This is a genomic window from Actinacidiphila sp. bgisy160, assembly GCF_965342435.1.
Taxonomy (GTDB): Bacteria; Actinomycetota; Actinomycetes; order Streptomycetales; family Streptomycetaceae; genus Actinacidiphila.
Genome location: NZ_CBDRCM010000005.1, coordinates 170303 through 188435 on the forward strand (window position 1 = coordinate 170303; position 18133 = coordinate 188435).

Annotated in this window: 22 protein-coding genes and 1 riboswitch; of the genes, 12 read left to right on the forward strand and 10 right to left on the reverse strand. The window is 73.0% G+C overall.

Annotation, left to right across the window (positions count from 1 at the left end; genetic code table 11):
• Positions 1–7 precede the first annotated feature (7 nt).
• Positions 8–628 (forward strand): TetR/AcrR family transcriptional regulator, encoded by a 621-nt coding sequence (locus tag ACRWNP_RS07485; RefSeq protein ID WP_431960254.1) that lies wholly within the window; start codon positions 8–10, stop codon positions 626–628.
• Between the two features lie 37 nt (positions 629–665).
• Here the strand turns inward: ACRWNP_RS07485 and ACRWNP_RS07490 are convergent, their stop codons facing one another.
• The 3 genes from ACRWNP_RS07490 to ACRWNP_RS07500 all read right to left on the reverse strand — a co-directional run bounded on the left by ACRWNP_RS07490 (position 666) and on the right by ACRWNP_RS07500 (position 2735).
• Positions 666–1070 carry an ATP-binding protein gene (locus ACRWNP_RS07490; RefSeq protein WP_431960255.1) on the reverse strand — a complete coding sequence of 135 codons (405 nt, stop codon included), beginning with the start codon at positions 1068–1070 and terminating at the stop codon, positions 666–668.
• A gap of 118 nt (positions 1071–1188) precedes the next feature.
• Complete coding sequence (locus ACRWNP_RS07495; RefSeq protein ID WP_431960203.1) at positions 1189–2490, reverse strand: metallophosphoesterase; 1302 nt, start codon at positions 2488–2490, stop codon at positions 1189–1191.
• Complete coding sequence (locus ACRWNP_RS07500; protein WP_431960204.1) at positions 2487–2735, reverse strand: SCO4848 family membrane protein; 249 nt, start codon at positions 2733–2735, stop codon at positions 2487–2489. The genes ACRWNP_RS07495 and ACRWNP_RS07500 overlap by 4 nt, the downstream gene beginning before the upstream one ends.
• 187 nt (positions 2736–2922) lie before the next feature.
• Here ACRWNP_RS07500 and ACRWNP_RS07505 point away from each other — a divergent pair, with 187 nt between their 5' ends.
• From ACRWNP_RS07505 to ACRWNP_RS07515, 3 genes are all read left to right on the forward strand, one after another.
• On the forward strand, positions 2923–4410 hold the full coding sequence (locus ACRWNP_RS07505) for a D-alanyl-D-alanine carboxypeptidase family protein (protein WP_431960205.1): 1488 nt from the start codon (positions 2923–2925) through the stop codon (positions 4408–4410).
• Positions 4411–4704: 294 nt separating this feature from the next.
• Positions 4705–4923 (forward strand): hypothetical protein, encoded by a 219-nt coding sequence (locus ACRWNP_RS07510; RefSeq protein ID WP_431960206.1) that lies wholly within the window; start codon positions 4705–4707, stop codon positions 4921–4923.
• Between the two features lie 73 nt (positions 4924–4996).
• Positions 4997–5383: a DoxX family protein gene (locus ACRWNP_RS07515; RefSeq protein ID WP_431960207.1), complete on the forward strand. Its 387-nt coding sequence runs from the start codon at positions 4997–4999 to the stop codon at positions 5381–5383.
• Here ACRWNP_RS07515 and ACRWNP_RS07520 read toward each other — a convergent pair.
• Together ACRWNP_RS07520 and ACRWNP_RS07525 are read right to left on the reverse strand one after the other, a co-directional pair.
• Entirely contained in the window at positions 5352–5555 is a 204-nt protein-coding gene (locus ACRWNP_RS07520; protein WP_431960208.1) for a DUF397 domain-containing protein, read from the reverse strand. The two genes, ACRWNP_RS07515 and ACRWNP_RS07520, sit on opposite strands and share 32 nt — an antisense overlap.
• Positions 5552–6367 carry a helix-turn-helix domain-containing protein gene (locus ACRWNP_RS07525; RefSeq protein ID WP_431960209.1) on the reverse strand — a complete coding sequence of 272 codons (816 nt, stop codon included), beginning with the start codon at positions 6365–6367 and terminating at the stop codon, positions 5552–5554. The genes ACRWNP_RS07520 and ACRWNP_RS07525 overlap by 4 nt, the downstream gene beginning before the upstream one ends.
• Positions 6368–6437: 70 nt before the next feature.
• On the opposite strand from ACRWNP_RS07525, the gene ACRWNP_RS07530 reads away from it, so the two are divergent.
• Positions 6438–6920, forward strand: coding sequence for an ATP-binding protein (locus ACRWNP_RS07530; RefSeq protein ID WP_431960210.1), 483 nt, complete (start codon positions 6438–6440; stop codon positions 6918–6920).
• Complete coding sequence (locus tag ACRWNP_RS07535) at positions 6896–7468, forward strand: exonuclease domain-containing protein (protein ID WP_431960211.1); 573 nt, start codon at positions 6896–6898, stop codon at positions 7466–7468. The genes ACRWNP_RS07530 and ACRWNP_RS07535 overlap by 25 nt, the downstream gene beginning before the upstream one ends.
• A 21-nt stretch (positions 7469–7489) precedes the next feature.
• Here the strand turns inward: ACRWNP_RS07535 and ACRWNP_RS07540 are convergent, their stop codons facing one another.
• The 3 genes from ACRWNP_RS07540 to trpS form a co-directional block, all read right to left on the reverse strand.
• Positions 7490–8422 (reverse strand): YihY/virulence factor BrkB family protein, encoded by a 933-nt coding sequence (locus ACRWNP_RS07540; protein ID WP_431960212.1) that lies wholly within the window; start codon positions 8420–8422, stop codon positions 7490–7492.
• Positions 8423–8817: 395 nt separating this feature from the next.
• Positions 8818–9417, reverse strand: a complete 600-nt coding sequence (locus tag ACRWNP_RS07545; RefSeq protein WP_431960213.1) for a 2'-5' RNA ligase family protein — start codon at positions 9415–9417, stop codon at positions 8818–8820.
• 172 nt (positions 9418–9589) lie between these two features.
• Positions 9590–10603 carry a tryptophan--tRNA ligase gene (trpS, locus tag ACRWNP_RS07550; protein ID WP_431960214.1) on the reverse strand — a complete coding sequence of 338 codons (1014 nt, stop codon included), beginning with the start codon at positions 10601–10603 and terminating at the stop codon, positions 9590–9592.
• A gap of 144 nt (positions 10604–10747) precedes the next feature.
• Here trpS and ACRWNP_RS07555 point away from each other — a divergent pair, with 144 nt between their 5' ends.
• The 4 genes from ACRWNP_RS07555 to ACRWNP_RS07570 are packed head-to-tail and all read left to right on the forward strand — an operon-like array spanning position 10748 to position 13456.
• Positions 10748–11311, forward strand: coding sequence for an RNA polymerase sigma factor (locus ACRWNP_RS07555; RefSeq protein ID WP_431960215.1), 564 nt, complete (start codon positions 10748–10750; stop codon positions 11309–11311).
• On the forward strand, positions 11308–12168 hold the full coding sequence (locus tag ACRWNP_RS07560; RefSeq protein WP_431960216.1) for a hypothetical protein: 861 nt from the start codon (positions 11308–11310) through the stop codon (positions 12166–12168). The genes ACRWNP_RS07555 and ACRWNP_RS07560 overlap by 4 nt, the downstream gene beginning before the upstream one ends.
• Positions 12159–12863, forward strand: coding sequence for a hypothetical protein (locus ACRWNP_RS07565; RefSeq protein WP_431960217.1), 705 nt, complete (start codon positions 12159–12161; stop codon positions 12861–12863). The genes ACRWNP_RS07560 and ACRWNP_RS07565 overlap by 10 nt, the downstream gene beginning before the upstream one ends.
• Entirely contained in the window at positions 12860–13456 is a 597-nt protein-coding gene (locus ACRWNP_RS07570) for a hypothetical protein (protein WP_431960218.1), read from the forward strand. Before ACRWNP_RS07565 ends, ACRWNP_RS07570 begins: the two co-directional genes overlap by 4 nt.
• Before the next feature lie 4 nt (positions 13457–13460).
• Here ACRWNP_RS07570 and ACRWNP_RS07575 read toward each other — a convergent pair whose 3' ends face one another.
• Positions 13461–14906 carry a glycine hydroxymethyltransferase gene (locus ACRWNP_RS07575; protein WP_431960219.1) on the reverse strand — a complete coding sequence of 482 codons (1446 nt, stop codon included), beginning with the start codon at positions 14904–14906 and terminating at the stop codon, positions 13461–13463.
• Positions 14907–14936: 30 nt separating this feature from the next.
• Positions 14937–15023: riboswitch (ZMP/ZTP riboswitch) on the reverse strand.
• 130 nt (positions 15024–15153) lie between these two features.
• Between ACRWNP_RS07575 and rocD the strand changes: the two genes are divergently transcribed.
• Entirely contained in the window at positions 15154–16359 is a 1206-nt protein-coding gene (gene rocD / locus ACRWNP_RS07580; RefSeq protein ID WP_431960221.1) for an ornithine--oxo-acid transaminase, read from the forward strand.
• Between the two features lie 55 nt (positions 16360–16414).
• Here rocD and ACRWNP_RS07585 read toward each other — a convergent pair whose 3' ends face one another.
• Positions 16415–16609 carry a hypothetical protein gene (locus tag ACRWNP_RS07585; protein WP_431960222.1) on the reverse strand — a complete coding sequence of 65 codons (195 nt, stop codon included), beginning with the start codon at positions 16607–16609 and terminating at the stop codon, positions 16415–16417.
• 50 nt (positions 16610–16659) lie between these two features.
• Here ACRWNP_RS07585 and ACRWNP_RS07590 point away from each other — a divergent pair, with 50 nt between their 5' ends.
• Positions 16660–18120, forward strand: coding sequence for a PLP-dependent aminotransferase family protein (locus ACRWNP_RS07590; protein WP_431960223.1), 1461 nt, complete (start codon positions 16660–16662; stop codon positions 18118–18120).
• Positions 18121–18133: the final 13 nt, after the last annotated feature.

The following is an 18133-nucleotide window of genomic DNA, read 5'->3' on the forward strand; positions in this document are numbered from 1 at the left end:
AACGGCCATGCGGCTGTTCGAGGAACGGGGCTACGACAAGACGACGATGCGCGCCATCGCCAAGGAGGCCGGGGTCTCGGTCGGCAACGCCTACTACTACTTCGCGGGGAAGGAACACCTCGTCCAGGGCTTCTACGACCGCCTCGCCGCCGAACACGCGGCCGCTGTCAAGGGCCTCCTGGACGGCGGCGGGGACCGGGACCTGGCGACGCGGCTGCTCACGGTGATGACCGCCTGGATCGACGTGGCCCGTCCCTACCACCAGTTCGCCGCGCAGTTCTTCAAGAACGCCGCCGACCCGGCGAGCCCGCTCAGCCCCTTCTCCCCAGAGTCGCACCCGGCCCGCGACGCCGCCATCTCCATCCACGAACAGGTGCTCTCCGGCTCCGACATCAAGGTCGACGCGGAACTCGCCGAGGTGCTGCCCGAACTGATGTGGATGTACCAGATGGGCATCGTCGTCTACTGGGTCTTCGACCACTCCCCCGACACCGAGCGCACCCGCCGGCTGGTCGCGCGCACCGCGCCGCTGGGCGCGCGGATCCTCAGGCTCTCCCGTTACCGACTGCTGCGGCCGATCGTGCGGGAGATCCGCGAACTGCTCTCGGAGTTCCTCTTCCGGCGCTGAGCCGGCCCACCGCCCCCGCCGTGCGCGGCCCGCCCCGTCAGCCCACGGCGGGCTCGGCCAGCACCGCCCAGACCGTCTTGCCGTACCGGCCGCGCTCCCGGACGCCCCAGGTGTCCGAGAGCGCCTGCACCAGCCGCAGCCCGCGCCCCGACTCGTCGCCGTCCCCCGCGTCGCGCGGCACGGGACGGGCCTGGGCCCCGCCGTCGGAGACCTCCACGACACACGAGCCGTCGGAGTGGACGGTCACCGCCACCTCGAACTCCCGCTCCAGCAGCGGGCTGTGCCGTACGGCGTTGGTCGCCAGCTCCGACACGACCAGGACGACGGACTCGACGGTCTCGCCCTCCTGCTCCCAGCCCTCGAGGTGGTCACGTACCCGGTGCCGGGCCAGCCCGACGGACGTCGGGTGCCGGGGCAGCCGGAACGCACTGCGCCTCAACAGGTCACTCTCCCCATGAGCGAACGCCCCCCTTCCGTTGCGCCATCCCTTACCAGTTTCGACGCGGGGAATGCGCTCCGTGTCAGATTGTTCGCACTCGGTGAGAACTTTCCGGCCAAATTCAGGCGCGCGGTGAGGCGAGGGTCACGATCGTGATGTCCGAGGGCGCACCCACACGGACCGGCGGGCCCCAGGCCCCCGCGCCCCGGGTCACGTACAGCTGGGTGTCACCGTACGCTTCCAGACCGGCCACCGTCGGATTGGCCAGCTCCGCGAGGTAGTTGCCCGGCCACAGCTGCCCGCCGTGGGTGTGCCCGGACAACTGCAGGTCGACGTGGTGCCGGACCGCCTCGTGGATGGTCACCGGCTGGTGGGCGAGGAGCACGACCGCTCGCGAGGTGTCGCGGCCGCCGAGCGCCTTGGTGTGGTCGGGGGCGTGGCCGTGGTCCGCGCCGCTGATGTCGTTGACCCCGGCCAGGTCGAAGCCGGCGAGTTCGGTGCGGGCGTTCTCCAGCGGGTGGACGCCCAGGTCGCGCACGAAGTCGATCCAGGGCGCGGCCCCGGAGAAGTACTCGTGGTTGCCGGTGACGAAATAGCTCCCGTCCCGCGCCCGGAGCCGGGCCAGCGGCTCGGCCGCGGCGCCCAGATCCGGCACCGAGCCGTCGACCAGGTCGCCGACGATGGTCACGAGGTCAGGGCGGGCCCCGTTGATCGTGTCCACGATCCGCTGGGTGTGCGCCCTGCCGAGGATCGGGCCGAGGTGGATGTCGCTCACCACGGCGATCCGGTAGCCGTCCGCGCTCGCGGGGAGCTTGGCGAGCGGCACGGTGACGTACTTCAGGCGCGGACCTCGCAGCACGCCGTACGTGCCCTGGCCGACCGTCACCCCCGCGGCGACGGCCGCCGCGGCGCCGACCGTACGGGCCACGAACAGCCGCCTCGTCGGCTCGGCGGACGCGGGCTCCGCCGGCGGCTCCGACGAGGTCACGGGCTCCGCGGTCTCCCCGGCGGCCCCGGCCGGCTCGGCGGCCCCGGCCGGCTCGAAGGCCCTGGACGGTTCGAAGGCCCTGGACGGCTCGGCGGCCCGCGCAGCACGGGACCGCTCCCTGCGCTCCAGCGCGCCCCGCAGCAGCGGCCGTACGGCCTCGCCGGCCAGCACCGCCAGCGTGAGGTAGAGCAGCGCCGCCAGCCACAGGAAGCCCGGCCAGGCCACCCACCGCTCGGCCGCCGACGGCAGCGCCCGCCCGCCCGCCAGGGCGCCCACGCTCAGCAGTGGCAGAACGACCGCCAGGACCGTCCCCGTCCGGCGCCACCAGCCGCCCGCCGCGGACACGTCACGGACCAGCCGGCGCCACAGGTAGTAGTGCACCCCGCCGAAGAGGGCCAGGACGGCCGCGACGACGGCGACCGCCACGAGGATCACCGGGTCGCCCGCAAGGCTCTCAGGCCGCGCACGCCGATGACGCCGATCGCGGTGCCGAGCACGAGCGAGGTGACCGCCAGCGTGAGGTGCACCCAGAAGTACGGGGTGGGCGAGCCGTGGTCACCGCCCTCGAAGGCGAGCCCGCCGGCGTCCTTCCACAGATTCTTGACGAACGTCGTCCATACGATCCAGCTCCACACCCCGAAGGCGGTCAGGAACCAGGACACGGGGCGGCTGAGCTTCATGCGACCAGTATGCGGGCCGCCGCGCGGTCCCCTGCGCCGGGGTCGCTCCCGGCCCCGGCATCACGGGCCGCCGCCCAAGACGCCCCTGGACACCGCACGGTTGCGCATCGGGGACGTGGGATCGGTCACGGCCCCGATCCGCCCACCACGCCTGCCGCAGGCCCCGGGCGGCCTGTAACTTCTCATCGTGCCGAACTCCTCCCCCCGCGCCGCGCGCCGTTCCGCCCTGGTGCTGTCCGCCCTCGCACTCGCCGGCGGTACGGCCCTGACCACCGCACCTGTCGCGCACGCGAAGACCCCGTCCCCGTCCGCCACGCCGACGCCGCCCGCGCAGATGTCGACGGTCGGCGGGGAACGGCTGGGACAACCGGGCACCCAGATCAGCCCGCTGACCGGCGCTCCCGCCCTGCCGCAGAAGCTCACCTCACGGTCGTGGATCGTCTCCGACGCAGAGACAGGGCAGGTGCTGGCCGCCCACAACGCGCACTGGAAGCTGCCGCCCGCCAGCACGCTCAAGATGCTGTTCGCGGACACGGTGCTGCCGAAGCTGGACAAGTCGCAGACCCACAAGGTGCTCCCCTCCGACCTCGACGGCGTCGGCGCGGGCAGCAGCCTCGTGGGCGTCAAGGAGAACCTGACCTACACCGTCCACGACCTGTGGCTCGGTGTCTTCCTCCGCTCCGGGAACGACGCCGTCCACGTCCTGTCCTCCATGAACGGCGGCGTGGACGCGACCGTCCTGGAGATGCAGCGCAAGGCCGAGGACCTGCAGGCGGACGACACCACCGTCATCTCCCCGGACGGCTACGACATGCCCGGCCAGGTCTCCTCGGCGTACGACCTGACCCTCTTCGCCCGCGCCGGCCTGCAGAACGCGGACTTCCGCGAGTACTGCTCGACGGTGCGCGCCAAGTTCCCCGGCGGGTGGAAGACGGTCAAGGGGAAGAACGGCAAGAAGAGCACGAAGAAGCGCAAGACCTTCGAGATACAGAACACCAACCGGCTGCTCTCCGGCGACTACGACCTCTCCACCTACCAGGGCATCGCGGGCGTGAAGAACGGCTACACCACCAACGCGGGCAACACCTTCACCGGTGTGGCGCAGCGCGGCGACCGCACGCTGCTGGTGACCGTCATGCACCCCGGCGACGGCCACAACATGGCCTACAAGGAGGCCGCGAAGCTGCTCGACTGGGGCTTCAAGGCGGACGGGATGGTCACCCCCGTCGGCACCCTGGTGCCCCCGAAGTCCGCCATCGCGTCGGCCTCCCCCTCGCCCTCCGCCTCCCCCACCAAGCAGGCGCGGCAGCAGGCAGCCGCGGCCGCCTCCTCCGGTGGCGGCGGGGCGTGGACCGCCCTCGCGCTCGCCGGGGGCTCCGCCCTGGTCGTCGCCGCCCTGGCCTTCCTCGTCCGGCGCCGCTGGCCGCTGCCGCAGCGGACGGCCAAGGCCACCATCCCCGCCCCGGCCAAGCCTAATGACGACGCGTCCGCGAAGCCGATGGAAGCCGTGGAGGCCGTGGAGGCCGTGGAGGCCGTGGAGGCCGTGGAGGCCGTGAAGGCCGTGAAGGCGGACACGGACGCGGACGCCGCGAATACGGACGGCGAGAAGACCGACGCCGCGAAGTCCGAGGCGGGGGCCGGGCCGAAGGAGGCCACGGCGGACCGCCCGGTCTGACCGCCGGGGGACGTGGCCTGATCCGCCACGTCCCGCTTCGCCGGCCGGCGGCGCCCCAGTACGGTCGGCCCGAGCCGGAAGACCGTTCCCGTCGGTCCTGCGGCCAGACTGCGGCCGGTGGCTCCCGCCACCGGCCGCAGTCGTGTCGTGCCACGCGCACATGCCCCCGGCCAGGGGGCGCTCGACGGCGCACGTGCGGCTCGTGCGCCCACCCCGCTGCGACCGCCCCCTGCCGCGCGGGCGCCCCGACCAAGTACCCAGGAACCACGAACCGGTACGGGAAGGGAGCACGCCATGGGCATGTTGTCGGTCATCGGGCTCGTCCTGGGCCTCGTCGCGGTCGCCTACTGTCTCCGCTCGGCCTTCCGGGCCAAGACCCCCGCCGGACGCGCCGGCTGGATCATCGCCGCCCCGGCGGCCGTGCTCACCGGGGTCTACCTGGTGGGCTACATCCTCGTCACCGTGCTGGTGCTGGCCGCGGCGTGGTTCACCGTCGCGCATTTCCTGCGCTGAACCGCTGAGCCGATGAGTTCCGGACGGCCCGACGGTCCACCTCCGCGTACACCCGACACCGGAGGAGACCACGATGACCGCCACCGCCACGACCGCCCCGTCCCACGACCGCAGCCGCGCCGACACCGCCGTGTGGGCGCTCCAGATCCTGCTCGGCCTCTTCTTCGCGATCGCCAGCGCGACGCCGAAGCTCGTCGCGCACTCCTCGGCCGTCGAGAGCTTCGACGTCATCGGCTACGGCAGCTGGTTCATGTACCTCATCGGGGCGCTGGAGCTCGCTGGTGCCATCGGCCTCGTCGTCCCGCGCCTGGCCGGGATCGCGGCGGTGGCCTTCATCGGCCTGATGGTCGGCGCGTTCACCTTCCAGGTCGTCTACTTCGACGGGCGGAACGCGGCCACGCCGATCGTCATCGCGGCCCTGCTGGGCGTCATCGCCTGGCGTCGTCTGCGCCGCGCGTGACCGCGTACGCCACGAAGTCCGCCCACGCGCCGGGCGTGAAGGTCAGCCGAGCCCCGGCCCGGTCCTTGGAGTCCCGCACCAGGACCGCGCCGGGGCCGAACGCGACCTCGACGCAGTTGCCTCCGCCGGTGTCGCTGTAGGTGGACGTGAACCACGTCAGCTCGCCGGTCATGGCCGCAGCTCCTCCGCAAGCTTCCCGATGAACGCTTCCGACTCCTCCGGGCCGAGCGCCCGCCGGAGGATCATGGCATGCCGCTGAGCGATGATGCTGACCTTCTCCGAATCCGAGTGCAGCACACCGGTCTCGTGTCCCTCGACGTAGGCGAGGTGGAGGTGTTCCGCCGTCTCCAGCAGGACGAAGGGGCCGTTGAGGCCCGGATGCGCCCCGCCGAAGGGCATCGCCTGGATGTTCACGTTGCGACGGGCCCCGGCCTCCAGCAGACGCTCCAGCTGGCGGACGTGCGCCTCCCCGCTGCTCACCGGGTAGCGCAGCGCCGCCTCCCCGATGGTGAAGCTGAACGCCCGTGTCTGCTTGTCCAGTAGGGCCTGCCGCGCCATGCGCGCGGCCACGCGCTCCTCAATGGTCTCGTCGTCCAACGGGGGCCAATGGGTGCGGAACAGCGCGAGCGCGGTCTCCTCGGTCTGGAGCAACCCCGGGATGAACTGGGGCTCGTACGTGTTCAGGGCGATCGCCTCGGCCTCGTAGCGCATGAAGTCGCGGGCGTACGACAGGAACCGCTCGGGTTTGAGGAACGCCTCCGCCGCCGTGAGCTTGCCCTGCGCCCCGCACAGCCCGTCGGCGACCTGGAGCAGCCGCTGCGTCGGGCGGCGCCGCCCCTGCTCCATCGACTTGACGGTCTCGTAGCCGTACCCCGCCTCGTCGGCCAACTGCTCGCGCGTGACGCCCGCGTGTTCGCGCCAGAGCTTGACCTGGTTGCCGCAGTACCGCCACGCCATCGGGGGCGGGGACACATCACTGGCCACTGGGGTACAACCACCCTCCGTACTCGCGCCGCTACTTCCGACGGTACGCCGCGACCTGCACTTTTGAGCCATGAACGAGACAACTCCCCCTGCCGAGTGGTGGTTTTCGCGCCACCCGCGCAGCGTCGGCCGGGCGCGGGCCAGGCTGCGGGAACAGGCCCTGGTGTGGGGCCTGCCCGCCGAGGCGACGGACACCGCGGTCCTGCTGCTCAGCGAGCTGATGAGCAACGCCGTCCGTCACGCACGGGCCCCGCGGGACCGGAGGATCGCCGCGCGGGCCGCCCTGGGCCCGGGGATCCTGCGGGTGGAGGTCTGCGACGCCGGCGAGGACCCGCCCGTACCGCGGCAGGCGTCGGAGACGGACGAGTCGGGACGCGGGCTGGCGCTCGTGGAGATACTGGCCGACGCCTGGAACGTTCAACCTCGGCCGTACGGCATCGGTAAAACGGTCTGGTTCGAACTCAGAGTGACAAAACCCTGCGTAAACAGTAGTGACCAGTGGCCGGATCCCGACGTAAGGTTCGCGCCATGGACAGTGACCTGGGACTCCTGAACGTCATCGACGTCGAGGCGACGTGCTGGGACGGCGAGCCGCCGCAGGGCTCCGCGAGCGAGATCATCGAGATCGGGCTGACCGTCGTGGACCTCGTCGCGGGTGAGCGCGTCGCCCGCCACCGCGTCCTCGTGCGGCCGGCGCGCTCCGCCGTGAGTCCCTTCTGCACCCAACTGACCGGTCTGACGCAGGCCGAGGTGGACTCCGGCCTGGACTTCGCGGACGCCTGCAAGCTGCTCGCCGTCGAGCACCGGGCGGGGTCGCGTCCGTGGGCGAGCTGGGGCGACTACGACCGCCACCAGTTCAACCGGCAGTGCCGGGCCACCGACACGACGTATCCCTTCGGCAGCCGGCACACCAACGTCAAGACGCTCTTCACCCAGGCCCACCGCCTCACCAAGCGCCCCGGCATGGCCGAGGCGCTCCGGCTTGTCGGGCTGCCCCTGGAAGGCCGCCACCACCGCGGCGAGGACGACGCGTGGAACGTCGCCGCCCTCGTCGTCGACCTGACGCGCCGGGGCGCCTGGCCGACGACACCGGCCTTCTGACGGCGGGGACGCTCCCCGGCGTCAGGCGGTCTCCGGCCGCTCGGGCCGCCCACGCTCCGGCTCGGGCGGCCCGGCCGGCTCGTCCTCACCACGGGCGGCGAGTTCCGCGCTGTGCGGGGTGGCCGTCCAGGCCGCGCAGTACAGCAGCAGCTTCGCCGTGAAGTTGATCCACAGCAGCAGCGCGATGGGCACCCCGAAGGCGCCGTACATGCTCTTGGTGGCCACGCTCTGCAGGTAGCCGCTGATGAGCAGCTTCAGCACCTCGAAGCCGATCGCACCGATGAGGCTCGCCACGACGACGTCGCGGCGGTTCGGCGTGACCCCGGGCAGCAGGGTGAGCAGGTAGGCGAGGATCAGCAGGTCCACGAGGACGGCGATGCAGAAGCCCGCCAGCGACAACAGCGCCCGCCCGGGCCCGTGCCGGTCCAGGCCGAGGGCGTCGCCGAGACGGCCGACGGCCGTCCCGGCCAGGGCCGAGCAGACGGCGGAGAGCAGCGCCACGGCACCCAGTCCGACCAGGACGCCGAAGTCCTTGAGCTTCTGGACGAGTGGGTTCGCGGGCTCGTCGTCCTTGTGCCAGACCGCCCTGAGGCAGTCGCGCAGAGAGCCGACCCAGCTGACGCCGGTGAGGACCAGCAGGATGGCGGCGATGGCGCCCACCGTGCCCGCGTTGTCGACGAGCCCGCCGATGTCGAGCTGGTCGGCGATGCCGGGAACCTGCTCGGCCAGCTTGTCCTCCAGCTCCTTGAGCCGGCTGGGGGACAGCAGGGCCGCGCCGACGGCGGCGCCGACGGTCAGCAGCGGGAAGAGCGCGACGAAGCTGACGAAGGTGATGGCGGCGGCGAGCCGCGTCCAGTGCACGCTCTCCAGATGCTCGTAGGTGCGCCAGGCGTGGGTGCGCATGAGCCGCGCGATCCACGGTCCGATCACTGGGAGCCGAGTCAGCCATTCCATAGCGCGCGCCTACCCTCCGTCACCACGTGCACTCTAGGTGGCGGTTCCCGTCGCGGCGGTGATCGCGTCCAGGACGCGGTCCGTGTCGGCCCCGGATGTACGCCAGTTGCTGAAGGCGGCCCGCACGAGCGGGCACGCCGTGGAGCACCCTCGGGGTGAGGAAGGCTCCCCGGAGGCGGCGACCCCACGGCCGAACGCGTCGACGCGCTCGGCCGTGGGGTCCTGAGCGCGGGCCCGCGGCGGGCGGCCGGGGGTCGTCGACGGCGGCCGGCTCACGGTCGGCCAGGTCCCTTACCGCCTGGAGGAGTTCGGCAAGGTGTGCGCGGTCCGCGGCGAGTGGGGGGTGCATGGGGGCAGCGAGGGCGTGCCGTCGCGCGCGGCTCCGCCCGACGCGCTCAGGCGTGCGGGGGGCCTCCTGCGGGAGCCGGGCTGAGCGGCTCGCAGGCACCCGGCTGGTGCGGCACGAGGGATTGCCCGGCGCCGCCGAAGGGGTAGTCCCGCACACTGCGCCAGACGCCCTCGTCGTCCTGCTCGTACAGCGAGAAGCAGCTGACGGTCCAGGTGGCGACGAAGTCGGCGAGCTCCGTCTCGGCGCGGTCCAGCGCCTCGTCGGGGATGCCGTGGCCGATGGTGACGTGCGGGTGGTACGGGAACTGGAGCTCGCGCCGGACCGGGCCGGAGCGGACCCGCTCCTGCAACTCGGCGCAGTCGGGTCCGCCCTGGACGAGCTCGACGAAGACGACCGGGGTGACCGGCCGGAAGCTGGCCGTGCCCTGCAGCCGCATGGGGAAGGCGCGGCCGGTGGCGGCGACCTCGGCGAGGTGCTCCCGGAAGGCCGGGAGCTGTGCCGTGTCCACCTCGGTGGGCGGGAGCAGCGTGACGTGGGTGGGGATGCAGTACGCCAGCGGGTCTCCGTAGCCGGCACGGCGCTGCTGCAACAGGCTGCCGTAAGGCTCGGGGACCGCGATCGACACGCCGATCATGCGGTTTCCCACGCGTTCACCCCTTCCCCGGGTCGGTTCGCGGCATCGTACGCACGCCGTACGACACCACTGCGTCAGCTGCCAGTGTGACGCGCGCGCGGCCTCTCGCGCGAGCGTCGTCCGTCACACCTGCGCGGGACTTAAGGCCCCACTTTCCGGGCGTTTCCCGGCGCGGAAGGAGCCGTCAGTGCTTGGCGGGCAGGAAGCCGATCCTGTCGTACGCCTTCGCCAGGGTCTCCGCGGCGACGGACCGGGCCTTCTCGGCGCCCTTGGCGAGGACCGAGTCCAGCGTCTCCGGGTCGCCCAGGTACTCCTGGGTGCGCTCGCGGAACGGCGTGACCCATTCCACGAAGACCTCCGCAAGGTCGGTCTTGAGCGCACCGTAGCCCTTGCCCTCGTACTTCTGCTCGAGTTCCGGGATTCCGGTTCCGGTGAGGGTGGAGTAGATGGTCAGCAGGTTGCTGACGCCCGGCTTCTCCTGCTCGTCGTAGCGGATCACGGTGTCGGTGTCGGTCACCGCGCTCTTGATCTTCTTCGCCGAGGTCTTGGGCTCGTCCAGGAGGTTGATCAGACCCTTCGGGGACGCCGCCGACTTGCTCATCTTCGACAGCGGTTCCTGCAGGTCGTAGATCTTCGCCGACTCCTTGACGATGTACGCGTCGGGGATGGTGAAGGTGTCGCCGAACCGGCTGTTGAAGCGCTCGGCGAGGTCGCGGGTGAGCTCGATGTGCTGGCGCTGGTCCTCGCCGACGGGGACGGCGTTCGCCTGGTACAGCAGGATGTCCGCGACCTGCAGGATCGGGTACGTGAACAGGCCGACGGTGGCCCGGTCGGCGCCCTGCTTGGCGGTCTTGTCCTTGAACTGCGTCATGCGGGACGCCTCGCCGAAGCCGGTGAGGCAGTTGAACACCCAGCCGAGCTGCGCGTGTTCGGGGACGTGGCTCTGGACGAACAGGGTGCAGCGCTCCGGGTCGAGACCGGCGGCCAGCAGCTGGGCTGCGGCGAGCCGGGTGTTGGCGCGCAGCTCGGCCGGGTCCTGCGGCACGGTGATCGCGTGGAGGTCGACGACCATGTAGAAGGCGTCGTGGGACTCCTGCAGGGCCACCCACTGGCGGACCGCGCCCAGGTAGTTGCCCAGGTGGAACGAACCTGCGGTGGGCTGGATGCCGGAGAGCACACGGGGACGATCGAGAGCCATGGCACTCATTCTCTCAGGTCCGCGCGGATTCCATGGCCGCGGTGGGAACCCGGGGGCGGGCAGCGGTGTAGAAGGGGTGACGGGGGCCGCACGGGGGCGGCGCCGGGCAACGGGAGGGGGTCCGCCACGGAGGGGGAGGCGGCGGTGATCGCGCGCGTACGCGCCGGTGAGCGGGAGGCGTACGCCGAGCTGGTGCGCCTGCACGCGGACGTCGCGCACCGCACCGCCGTGCTGCTGGGCGCGGGCTCCGACGCGGAGGACGTGGTGCAGGTCTCGTTCGTCAAGGCGTACCGCGCGCTCGCGACCTTCCGGGAGGGGGCGGCCTTCCGGCCGTGGCTGCTGCGGATCGTCGCCAACGAGGCGCGGAACGCCGGGCGGGCGGCGCGCCGCCTGCGGTCGGCGGTGGAGCGCAACGCCGCGCTGGAGGCCCTGCCCCCCGCGGCGGACGACGACCCGGAGTCGCTGGCGGTGTCGCGGGAGCGCCGGGCGGAGCTGCTGGCCGCCGTGCAGGCGCTGAGCGAACCGCACCGGATGGTGGTCACCTGCCGCTATCTGCTGGACCTGGACGAGGAGGAGACGGCGACGGTGCTCGGCTGGCCGCGTGGCACGGTGAAGTCCCGGCTGCACCGGGCCCTGGCCCGGTTGCGGGCGGGGCTCGGCGAGCCGGTGCTGGCCGCCCGGTGCGACGACGGGGGGCGGCGCCCATGACCGACCGGCTCCCGGAGGAGCTGCGCGAGGCGGGCCGGCGGCTGGAGATCCCGGCGCCGTCACCCGACTCCGTCGCCGAGCAGGTGCTGGCCCGGCTGCTGGCCGAGGCGGTGCCGGCCCCGGCCGTCCCCGCACCCGGCCGCGGCGCTCGGGCGCGCGCGTGGGCCGCGGCCCGGTGGCGGACCCTGACGGCGGCGCTGTGCGGGCTGCTGGTGGTGCTCGTGCTGACCCCGCCGGTGCGGGCCGCGGTCTCGGACTGGTTCGGCTTCGGCGGTGTGGTCGTGCACCGGGAACCTGCCGCCCGCCCCGGCACGGGCGCCCCGCCGCCGGTAGGGGGGGACGCGCCGCTGGACGGGGCGTACGTACCGGCGGAGCTGGGCGAGCCGGACGGGGTGGCGGTCGTCGACGGGGGGCGGGTGCTGTCGATGAGCTGGCAGGTGGACGGGCGCACGGTACGGCTCGACCAGTTCCGGGCCACGCTCGACGCGGTCTTCCTCAAGAAGGTCGCGGGGGCGGCCCAATGGGTCGAGCTGGGCGCCGGGGCCGACTACGGGGTGTGGTTCGCGGAGCCCCACTACGTGCAACTGATCGACCCCGAAGGCCGTACCCGCCGTGCGGCCCCCCGGACCGCCGGGCCGACCCTGGTCTGGCAGTACGGGCAGACGACGCTGCGCCTGGAGGGCCTGCCGGACCTGGCACGCGCGGTCGCCGTCGCGAACTCCGCCCGGCGGCGTCAGGCCCTGTCTCCTCACGTCTCCTCACGTCTCCTCACGTCTCCTCACGCGGACGGGAACCTCGCGGGCCCGGGCGGTGTAACAGGAGCAGGACCGAGCGAGAGGGGGACCGGATGCGGGTAAGAGGGTTCGTCACCTGGGCCGGAGTCACCGTGACGGCGGTCACCGCCGTGATCGGCGGGTCGGGGCCGGCCGCCGCGGGTGGGCCGACCAGCGTGATGCTGGTCGCTCCGGCCAGCGGCAAGGCGGCGGGCATCTACACCAGTTCACCCGACTACCGGGAACTGGAGCAGTCCATCGGGAACGAGCCGAAGGAGAAGGCGCCGAAGTCGCTGTCGGACGTGATGAACGACCAGCATCGCCAGGTCACCCTCACCTGGCTGATCCACGACGTGTCGGTCTGGAAGGTGGACTACGTCTACCCGGACGGCCCCGGCGGCGTCTGGGTCCACTCCCTCCCGCTGACGGCAACGGATCTGCCGGAGGAGGGTGTGTGGCGCAAGGCGGCCCGCTCCGAGGACCTCCGCCGCCTTCTCGGCCGGCTGGGCCTGATGGGCGCCGACAAGGGCCTCGGCGTGAGCGCCCCCGGCTACCTGCCCGGCCCGGACGACGCCGCGGTCGTGGAGGAGACCCCGGTGGCGGCCCCGCAGGCCGCGGCGGCCGGTGACGGCGGCGGAGCGGACGGCTGGTGGCTCTCCCTGGCGGGCCTCGGCGTCGGCCTGGCCGCCGGCTGCTCCGGCACCGTGCTGGCCCTGCGCCTGATATCCCGCCGGACGCCCCGTGAGCCGGGCCCACGCCAGGAGTTGGTCGACGTATGAGACGTCTTCTGCGCGTGTCGCTCGCCGCGTTCGCCGCGCTGATACCGGCCGTGCTGCTCGCAGCCGGTCCGGCGGCCGCCAAAGTGCCCAGCGATGTGGTGCTGACCTCGGTGGCGACGGGCCGCACGGTGGCACTGGGCGGGTCGGCGCCGGAGTTCATGCCGCTCGCCATGACCCTGGTTCTCGCCGAGTACGACGGCACACTGGACCCGCCGGAGCCCATCAGCGACGCGGCCGTGGCGGCCGGCGTGACCGTTCGCTGGCACTTCGCCCCCGACGGCCCCCTGTCCCAGATCGACCAGGTGTTTCCCGGCGCCACGGGGGACAGCGTCTGGGTGCGGACGGACCCGGCGCCCTACACCGCCGACGACTACGTGCTGTGGCATCGCGCGTCCGCGTCCCTCGGCCCGCTGCTCGCGAGGCTCGGCCTGTTCGAGCCGGGCGGGCTGAAGGGGACGGCGGGGCGGGGTGAGACCCCGGCTGGCGGCGACGGTCCCGTGGACGGCTGGTGGTGGGCCCTGGCGGGTCTCGCCGCCGGGTCGGGAGCGACGGCGCTGGGATGGCGGTGGCGCCGTGGCGCCACCGCCGGCTGAGGCCCTAGCAGCTCACGTCGATCCCGGGGTAGAGCGGGAAGCCGGCCAGCAGATCCGCCGCGCGCTGCGCGATCTCGTCGGAGACCTTCTCGTCGAGCACGTGCTTCGCCTTGGACGGCTTTCCGGCCGAGGTGACGCCGGCCCTCGTGGCCGTGAGCACCCGGTCGATGAGCCCGGCGATCTCGTCCATCTCATCCGTACCGAGACCGCGCGTGGTCAGCGCCGGGGTGCCGATGCGGATGCCGGAGGTGTACCAGGCGCCGTTGGGGTCCTGGGGGATGGAGTTGCGGTTGGTGACGATGCCCGAGTCCAGGAGCGCGGCCTCGGCCTGCCGGCCGGTGACCCCGTAGGAGGACTCGACGTCGATCAGGACGAGGTGGTTGTCCGTGCCGCCGGTCACCAGCGTGGCGCCGCGCCGCAGCAGCCCCTCGGCCAGGGCGCGGGAGTTGTCGACGATGCGCTGCGCGTAGTCGTGGAAGTCGGGGCGGCGGGCCTCCGCGAGGGCCACCGCCTTGGCGGCCATGACGTGCGGCAGCGGGCCGCCGAGCACCATGGGGCAGCCGCGGTCGACCTGCTCGGCGAGCGAGGAGTCGCACAGCACCATGCCGCCGCGCGGGCCGCGCAGCGACTTGTGCGTGGTGGTCGTGACGATCTGCGCGTGCGGCACGGGGTCGAAGTCACCGTTGAGGACCTTGCCGGCGACCAGGCCCGCGAAGTGCGCCATGTCGACCATCAGCGTGGCGCCGACCTCGTCGGCGATCTCCCGCATGATCCGGAAGTTCACCAGCCGCGGGTAGGCGGAGTAGCCCGCCACGATGATGAGCGGCCGGAACTCGCGTGCCGTCTTGCGCAGCGCCTCGTAGTCCAGCAGCCCCGTGGCGGGGTCGGTGCCGTAGCTGCGCTGGTCGAACATCTTGCCGGAGATGTTGGGCCGGAAGCCGTGCGTGAGGTGGCCGCCCGCGTCCAGCGACATGCCCAGCATCCGCTGGTCGCCCAGCTCCTGGCGCAGCCGCGCCCAGTCCTCCTCGGTCAGGTCGTTGACCTGCCGGGCCCCGGCCCGCTCCAGCGCGGGTGCCTCGACCCGGGCGGCGAGCACGGCCCAGAAGGCGACGAGGTTGGCGTCGATGCCGGAGTGCGGCTGCACATAGGCGTGCTCGGCGCCGAAGACCTCGCGCGCGTGCTCGGCGGCGAGCGCCTCGACCGTGTCGACGTTGCGGCAGCCGGCGTAGAAACGGCGGCCGACCGTGCCCTCGGCGTACTTGTCGCTGAACCAGTTGCCCATGGCCAGCAGCACGGCCGGCGAGGCGTAGTTCTCGCTGGCGATGAGTTTGAGCGAGGCGCGCTGGTCCTCGATCTCCTGGCCGATGGCATCGGCCACGCGCGGCTCGACACCCCTGATCACCTCAAGGGCACTGCGGAAGGCGGTGGATTCGGTGGAACCACTCGGCATGTCAGACCTCCTGCTGCACGGCACGGCATACGGGACGGCCCAGGCGCACGGCACACAGTTCACGGGCCGCTCCCCGATGGTCAGTCCCATCCCAGCGCGCCAGTCACGACCCGTGGCCAGCCTAGCAACGCCCGTCGGGGCGCCGCCCGACGCGAGGTTTCTTCGCATCCCGGGCGAGCGACGATAGAAAGGGGCCCCACCGGGCCCAGCGCCACATCTCCCGACGTACCACGAACGGAGCACTCACGTGTCGACCGCCGCCGAGCACATCGCCGCCACCGAGGCGCACAGCGCCCACAACTACCACCCCCTCCCGGTCGTCGTCGCCTCCGCCGAAGGCGCCTGGGTGACGGACGTCGAGGGCCGCCGCTACCTCGACATGCTCGCCGGCTACTCGGCGCTGAACTTCGGGCACCGCAACGCCCGTCTCATCGAGGCCGCCAAGGCCCAGCTCGACCGTGTGACGCTCACCTCGCGGGCGTTCCACCACGACCGCTTCGCCCGCTTCTGCACGGAGCTGGCCGAGCTGTGCGGCATGGAGATGGTGCTGCCGATGAACACCGGCGCGGAGGCCGTCGAGACGGCGGTGAAGACGGCCCGCAAGTGGGGCTACAAGGTCAAGGGCGTGCCCGACGGCCAGGCCAGGATCGTCGTCGCGGCGAACAACTTCCACGGGCGGACGACCACCATCATCAGCTTCTCCACCGACCCCGAGGCCCGTGCGGACTTCGGCCCGTACACCCCCGGCTTCGAGGTGGTCCCGTACGGCGACCTGGCGGCGCTCGAGGCGGCCCTGGACGACCGCACGGTGGCCGTGCTGATGGAGCCCATCCAGGGCGAGGCGGGGGTCCTGGTGCCGCCGGCCGGGTACTGGGCGGGCGTGCGCCGGCTCACCGGGGAGCGCGGGATCCTCTTCATCGCCGACGAGATCCAGTCGGGACTGGGCCGCACGGGCCGGACCTTCGCGTCGGAGCACGAGGGCGTCGTCCCGGACATGTACGTGCTGGGCAAGGCTCTCGGTGGCGGTGTCGTCCCCGTCTCGGCGGTCGTGTCCTCCGCGGAGGTGCTCGGGGTCTACCGGCCCGGGGAGCACGGCTCCACCTTCGGCGGCAACCCGCTGGCCTGCGCGGTGGCGCTGGAGGTCCTCGCGATGCTGCGCACCGGGGAGTACCAGCAGCGGGCCACCGAACTCGGCGACCACCTGCACCACGAACTGGCTCTGCTGACCGGCAGCGGGGCCGTCACACAGGTCCGCGGCCGCGGGCTGTGGGCGGGCGTGGACATCGCCCCCGGGCACGGCACCGGGCGGCAGGTCTCCGAACGGCTCCTGGAGCGGGGCGTCCTGGTCAAGGACACCCACGGCTCCACGATCCGGCTCGCGCCGCCGCTGGTCGTCTCCAAGGAGGACCTGGACTGGGGTCTCGACCAGCTGCGGGCCGTGCTGTCGGTCTGAGAACGGAGGCCCGGGGTCCGGTGTCCGGACCCCGGGGAGGGCTGCGTCCCGGCGGTCAGACGCCGTCGGGGCGCGCCGCGGGGGACATCACCGGATCGAGGCCGCCGGCCGCCGCCGCGTCCAGGGCCGTCATCGCCTTGTGGAAGTCGGGGGCGGCCTTGCCGAGCACCCTGCGGGGCGCGTGGGCGGGGACCAGGTCGTGCGGACCGAGGCCGGACGGCGCGACGGCGGAGGTCGTGATCACCGTCATGCGGGCAAACTTGGTGACGAGGTGGCCTCGGCCCGTGGTCCACTTGGAGGGTGAACGAGTGGGCCATCTCAGGAGTCGACCTTCATCTGGACCTCACCGGCGGCACCGGCGCGCGGGCCGGGCTGGAGGACGCGCTGCGTGAGGCCGTACGCGACGGCAGGCTCGCCCCCGGCACCCGGCTGCCGTCCTCCCGGACGCTCGCCAAGGACCTGGGCGTCGCCCGCAACACCGTCGCCGACGCCTACGGGCAACTGGTGGCCGAGGGCTGGCTGACCGCCCGGCAGGGCTCCGGCACAAGCGTGGGCGACGGCTGGCGCCCGGCCGTCCCGCCCCGCGGCGGCCGCGCCCGCATCACCGCGCCGCATGCGAACGGCGCCGTGGCGCCCGCCGGCACCCCGGAGCCGGCGAGGCCGCCGTGGCACCGGGAACACGCCGCGTACGACCTGCGGCCGGGCTCTCCCGACCTCGGCTCGTTTCCCCGTGCCGCGTGGTCGGCCGCCGCACGCCGCGCCCTGGCGGCCGCCCCCAACGAGGCCTTCGGCTACACCGACCCGCGCGGCCGCCCCGAGCTGCGCGAGGCCCTCGCGGCCTACCTGGGCCGGGCGCGCGGCGTGCGCACCGCCCCGGAGTACGTCGTGGTGTGCACGGGCTTCGTCCAGGCAGCCGGGCTGATCGGCCGTGTCCTGCGGGCGCGCGGTGCCCGCCGCGTCGCCGTCGAGGCGCTCGGCTACTCGCACACCCTGCGCATCCTGCGGAAGGCCGGGCTCACCACCGTCCCGCTGCCCGTCGACGACGACGGCGCGCAGGTCGGCGCGCTCGACGCCGGCGTCGACGCCGCGCTGCTCACGCCCGCGCACCAGTTCCCGTACGGCACCTCGCTCTCCCCCGCGCGGCGCACGGCGGCCGTGTCCTGGGCCCGCGACACCGGCGGCGTGGTCGTGGAGGACGACTACGACGGGGAGTTCCGCTACGACCGGCAGCCGGTCGGCGCCCTGCAGGGCCTCGCGCCCGAGCACGTCGTCTACGCCGGAACCGCCAGCAAGAGCCTCGCCCCCGGACTGCGGCTGGCCTGGCTCGCCCTGCCGCCGGCCCTCGTGGAGCCGGTACTCGCCGAGAAGGTCCTCGCCGACCACCAGTCCCCCGTCCTCGACCAGCTGACCCTCGCCGAACTGATCGCCTCCGGCGGCTACGACCGCCATGTGCGCCGGATGCGGCTGCACTACCGCCGCCGCCGCGACCGCCTCGTGACCGCGCTCGCCACCCGCGCCCCCGCCGTACGCGTGTCGGGCATCGCCGCCGGCCTGCACGCCGTACTCCGGCTGCCGCCCGGCACCTCGGCCGAGGCGCTGGTCGCACGGGCGTGGGAGCACGGTCTCGCCCTGGAGAGCCTCGCCGACTTCGGCGGCACGGAGAGCGACGCGATCGTCGTCGGCTACGGCGCCCCGCCGGAGCACGCCTTCGCCGGCTCCCTGGACGTACTGTGCGCGCTGCTCGCGGCGCACACGGGCTGAGCACACGCAACGG

Bases quoted from the DNA above. Each gene is read 5' to 3' on its own strand.
- ACRWNP_RS07485 (WP_431960254.1), top strand. From the start codon at position 8: ATGCGGCTGTTCGAGGAACGGGGCTACGACAAGACGACGATGCGCGCC.
- ACRWNP_RS07500 (WP_431960204.1), bottom strand. From the start codon at position 2,735: ATGAAGCTCAGCCGCCCCGTGTCCTGGTTCCTGACCGCCTTCGGGGTG.
- ACRWNP_RS07510 (WP_431960206.1), top strand. From the start codon at position 4,705: ATGGGCATGTTGTCGGTCATCGGGCTCGTCCTGGGCCTCGTCGCGGTC.
- ACRWNP_RS07515 (WP_431960207.1), top strand. From the start codon at position 4,997: ATGACCGCCACCGCCACGACCGCCCCGTCCCACGACCGCAGCCGCGCC.
- ACRWNP_RS07520 (WP_431960208.1), bottom strand. From the start codon at position 5,555: ATGACCGGCGAGCTGACGTGGTTCACGTCCACCTACAGCGACACCGGC.
- ACRWNP_RS07530 (WP_431960210.1), top strand. From the start codon at position 6,438: ATGAACGAGACAACTCCCCCTGCCGAGTGGTGGTTTTCGCGCCACCCG.
- ACRWNP_RS07535 (WP_431960211.1), top strand. From the start codon at position 6,896: ATGGACAGTGACCTGGGACTCCTGAACGTCATCGACGTCGAGGCGACG.
- ACRWNP_RS07540 (WP_431960212.1), bottom strand. From the start codon at position 8,422: ATGGAATGGCTGACTCGGCTCCCAGTGATCGGACCGTGGATCGCGCGG.
- trpS (WP_431960214.1), bottom strand. From the start codon at position 10,603: ATGGCTCTCGATCGTCCCCGTGTGCTCTCCGGCATCCAGCCCACCGCA.
- ACRWNP_RS07560 (WP_431960216.1), top strand. From the start codon at position 11,308: ATGACCGACCGGCTCCCGGAGGAGCTGCGCGAGGCGGGCCGGCGGCTG.
- ACRWNP_RS07565 (WP_431960217.1), top strand. From the start codon at position 12,159: ATGCGGGTAAGAGGGTTCGTCACCTGGGCCGGAGTCACCGTGACGGCG.
- ACRWNP_RS07570 (WP_431960218.1), top strand. From the start codon at position 12,860: ATGAGACGTCTTCTGCGCGTGTCGCTCGCCGCGTTCGCCGCGCTGATA.
- ACRWNP_RS07575 (WP_431960219.1), bottom strand. From the start codon at position 14,906: ATGCCGAGTGGTTCCACCGAATCCACCGCCTTCCGCAGTGCCCTTGAG.
- ACRWNP_RS07585 (WP_431960222.1), bottom strand. From the start codon at position 16,609: ATGACGGTGATCACGACCTCCGCCGTCGCGCCGTCCGGCCTCGGTCCG.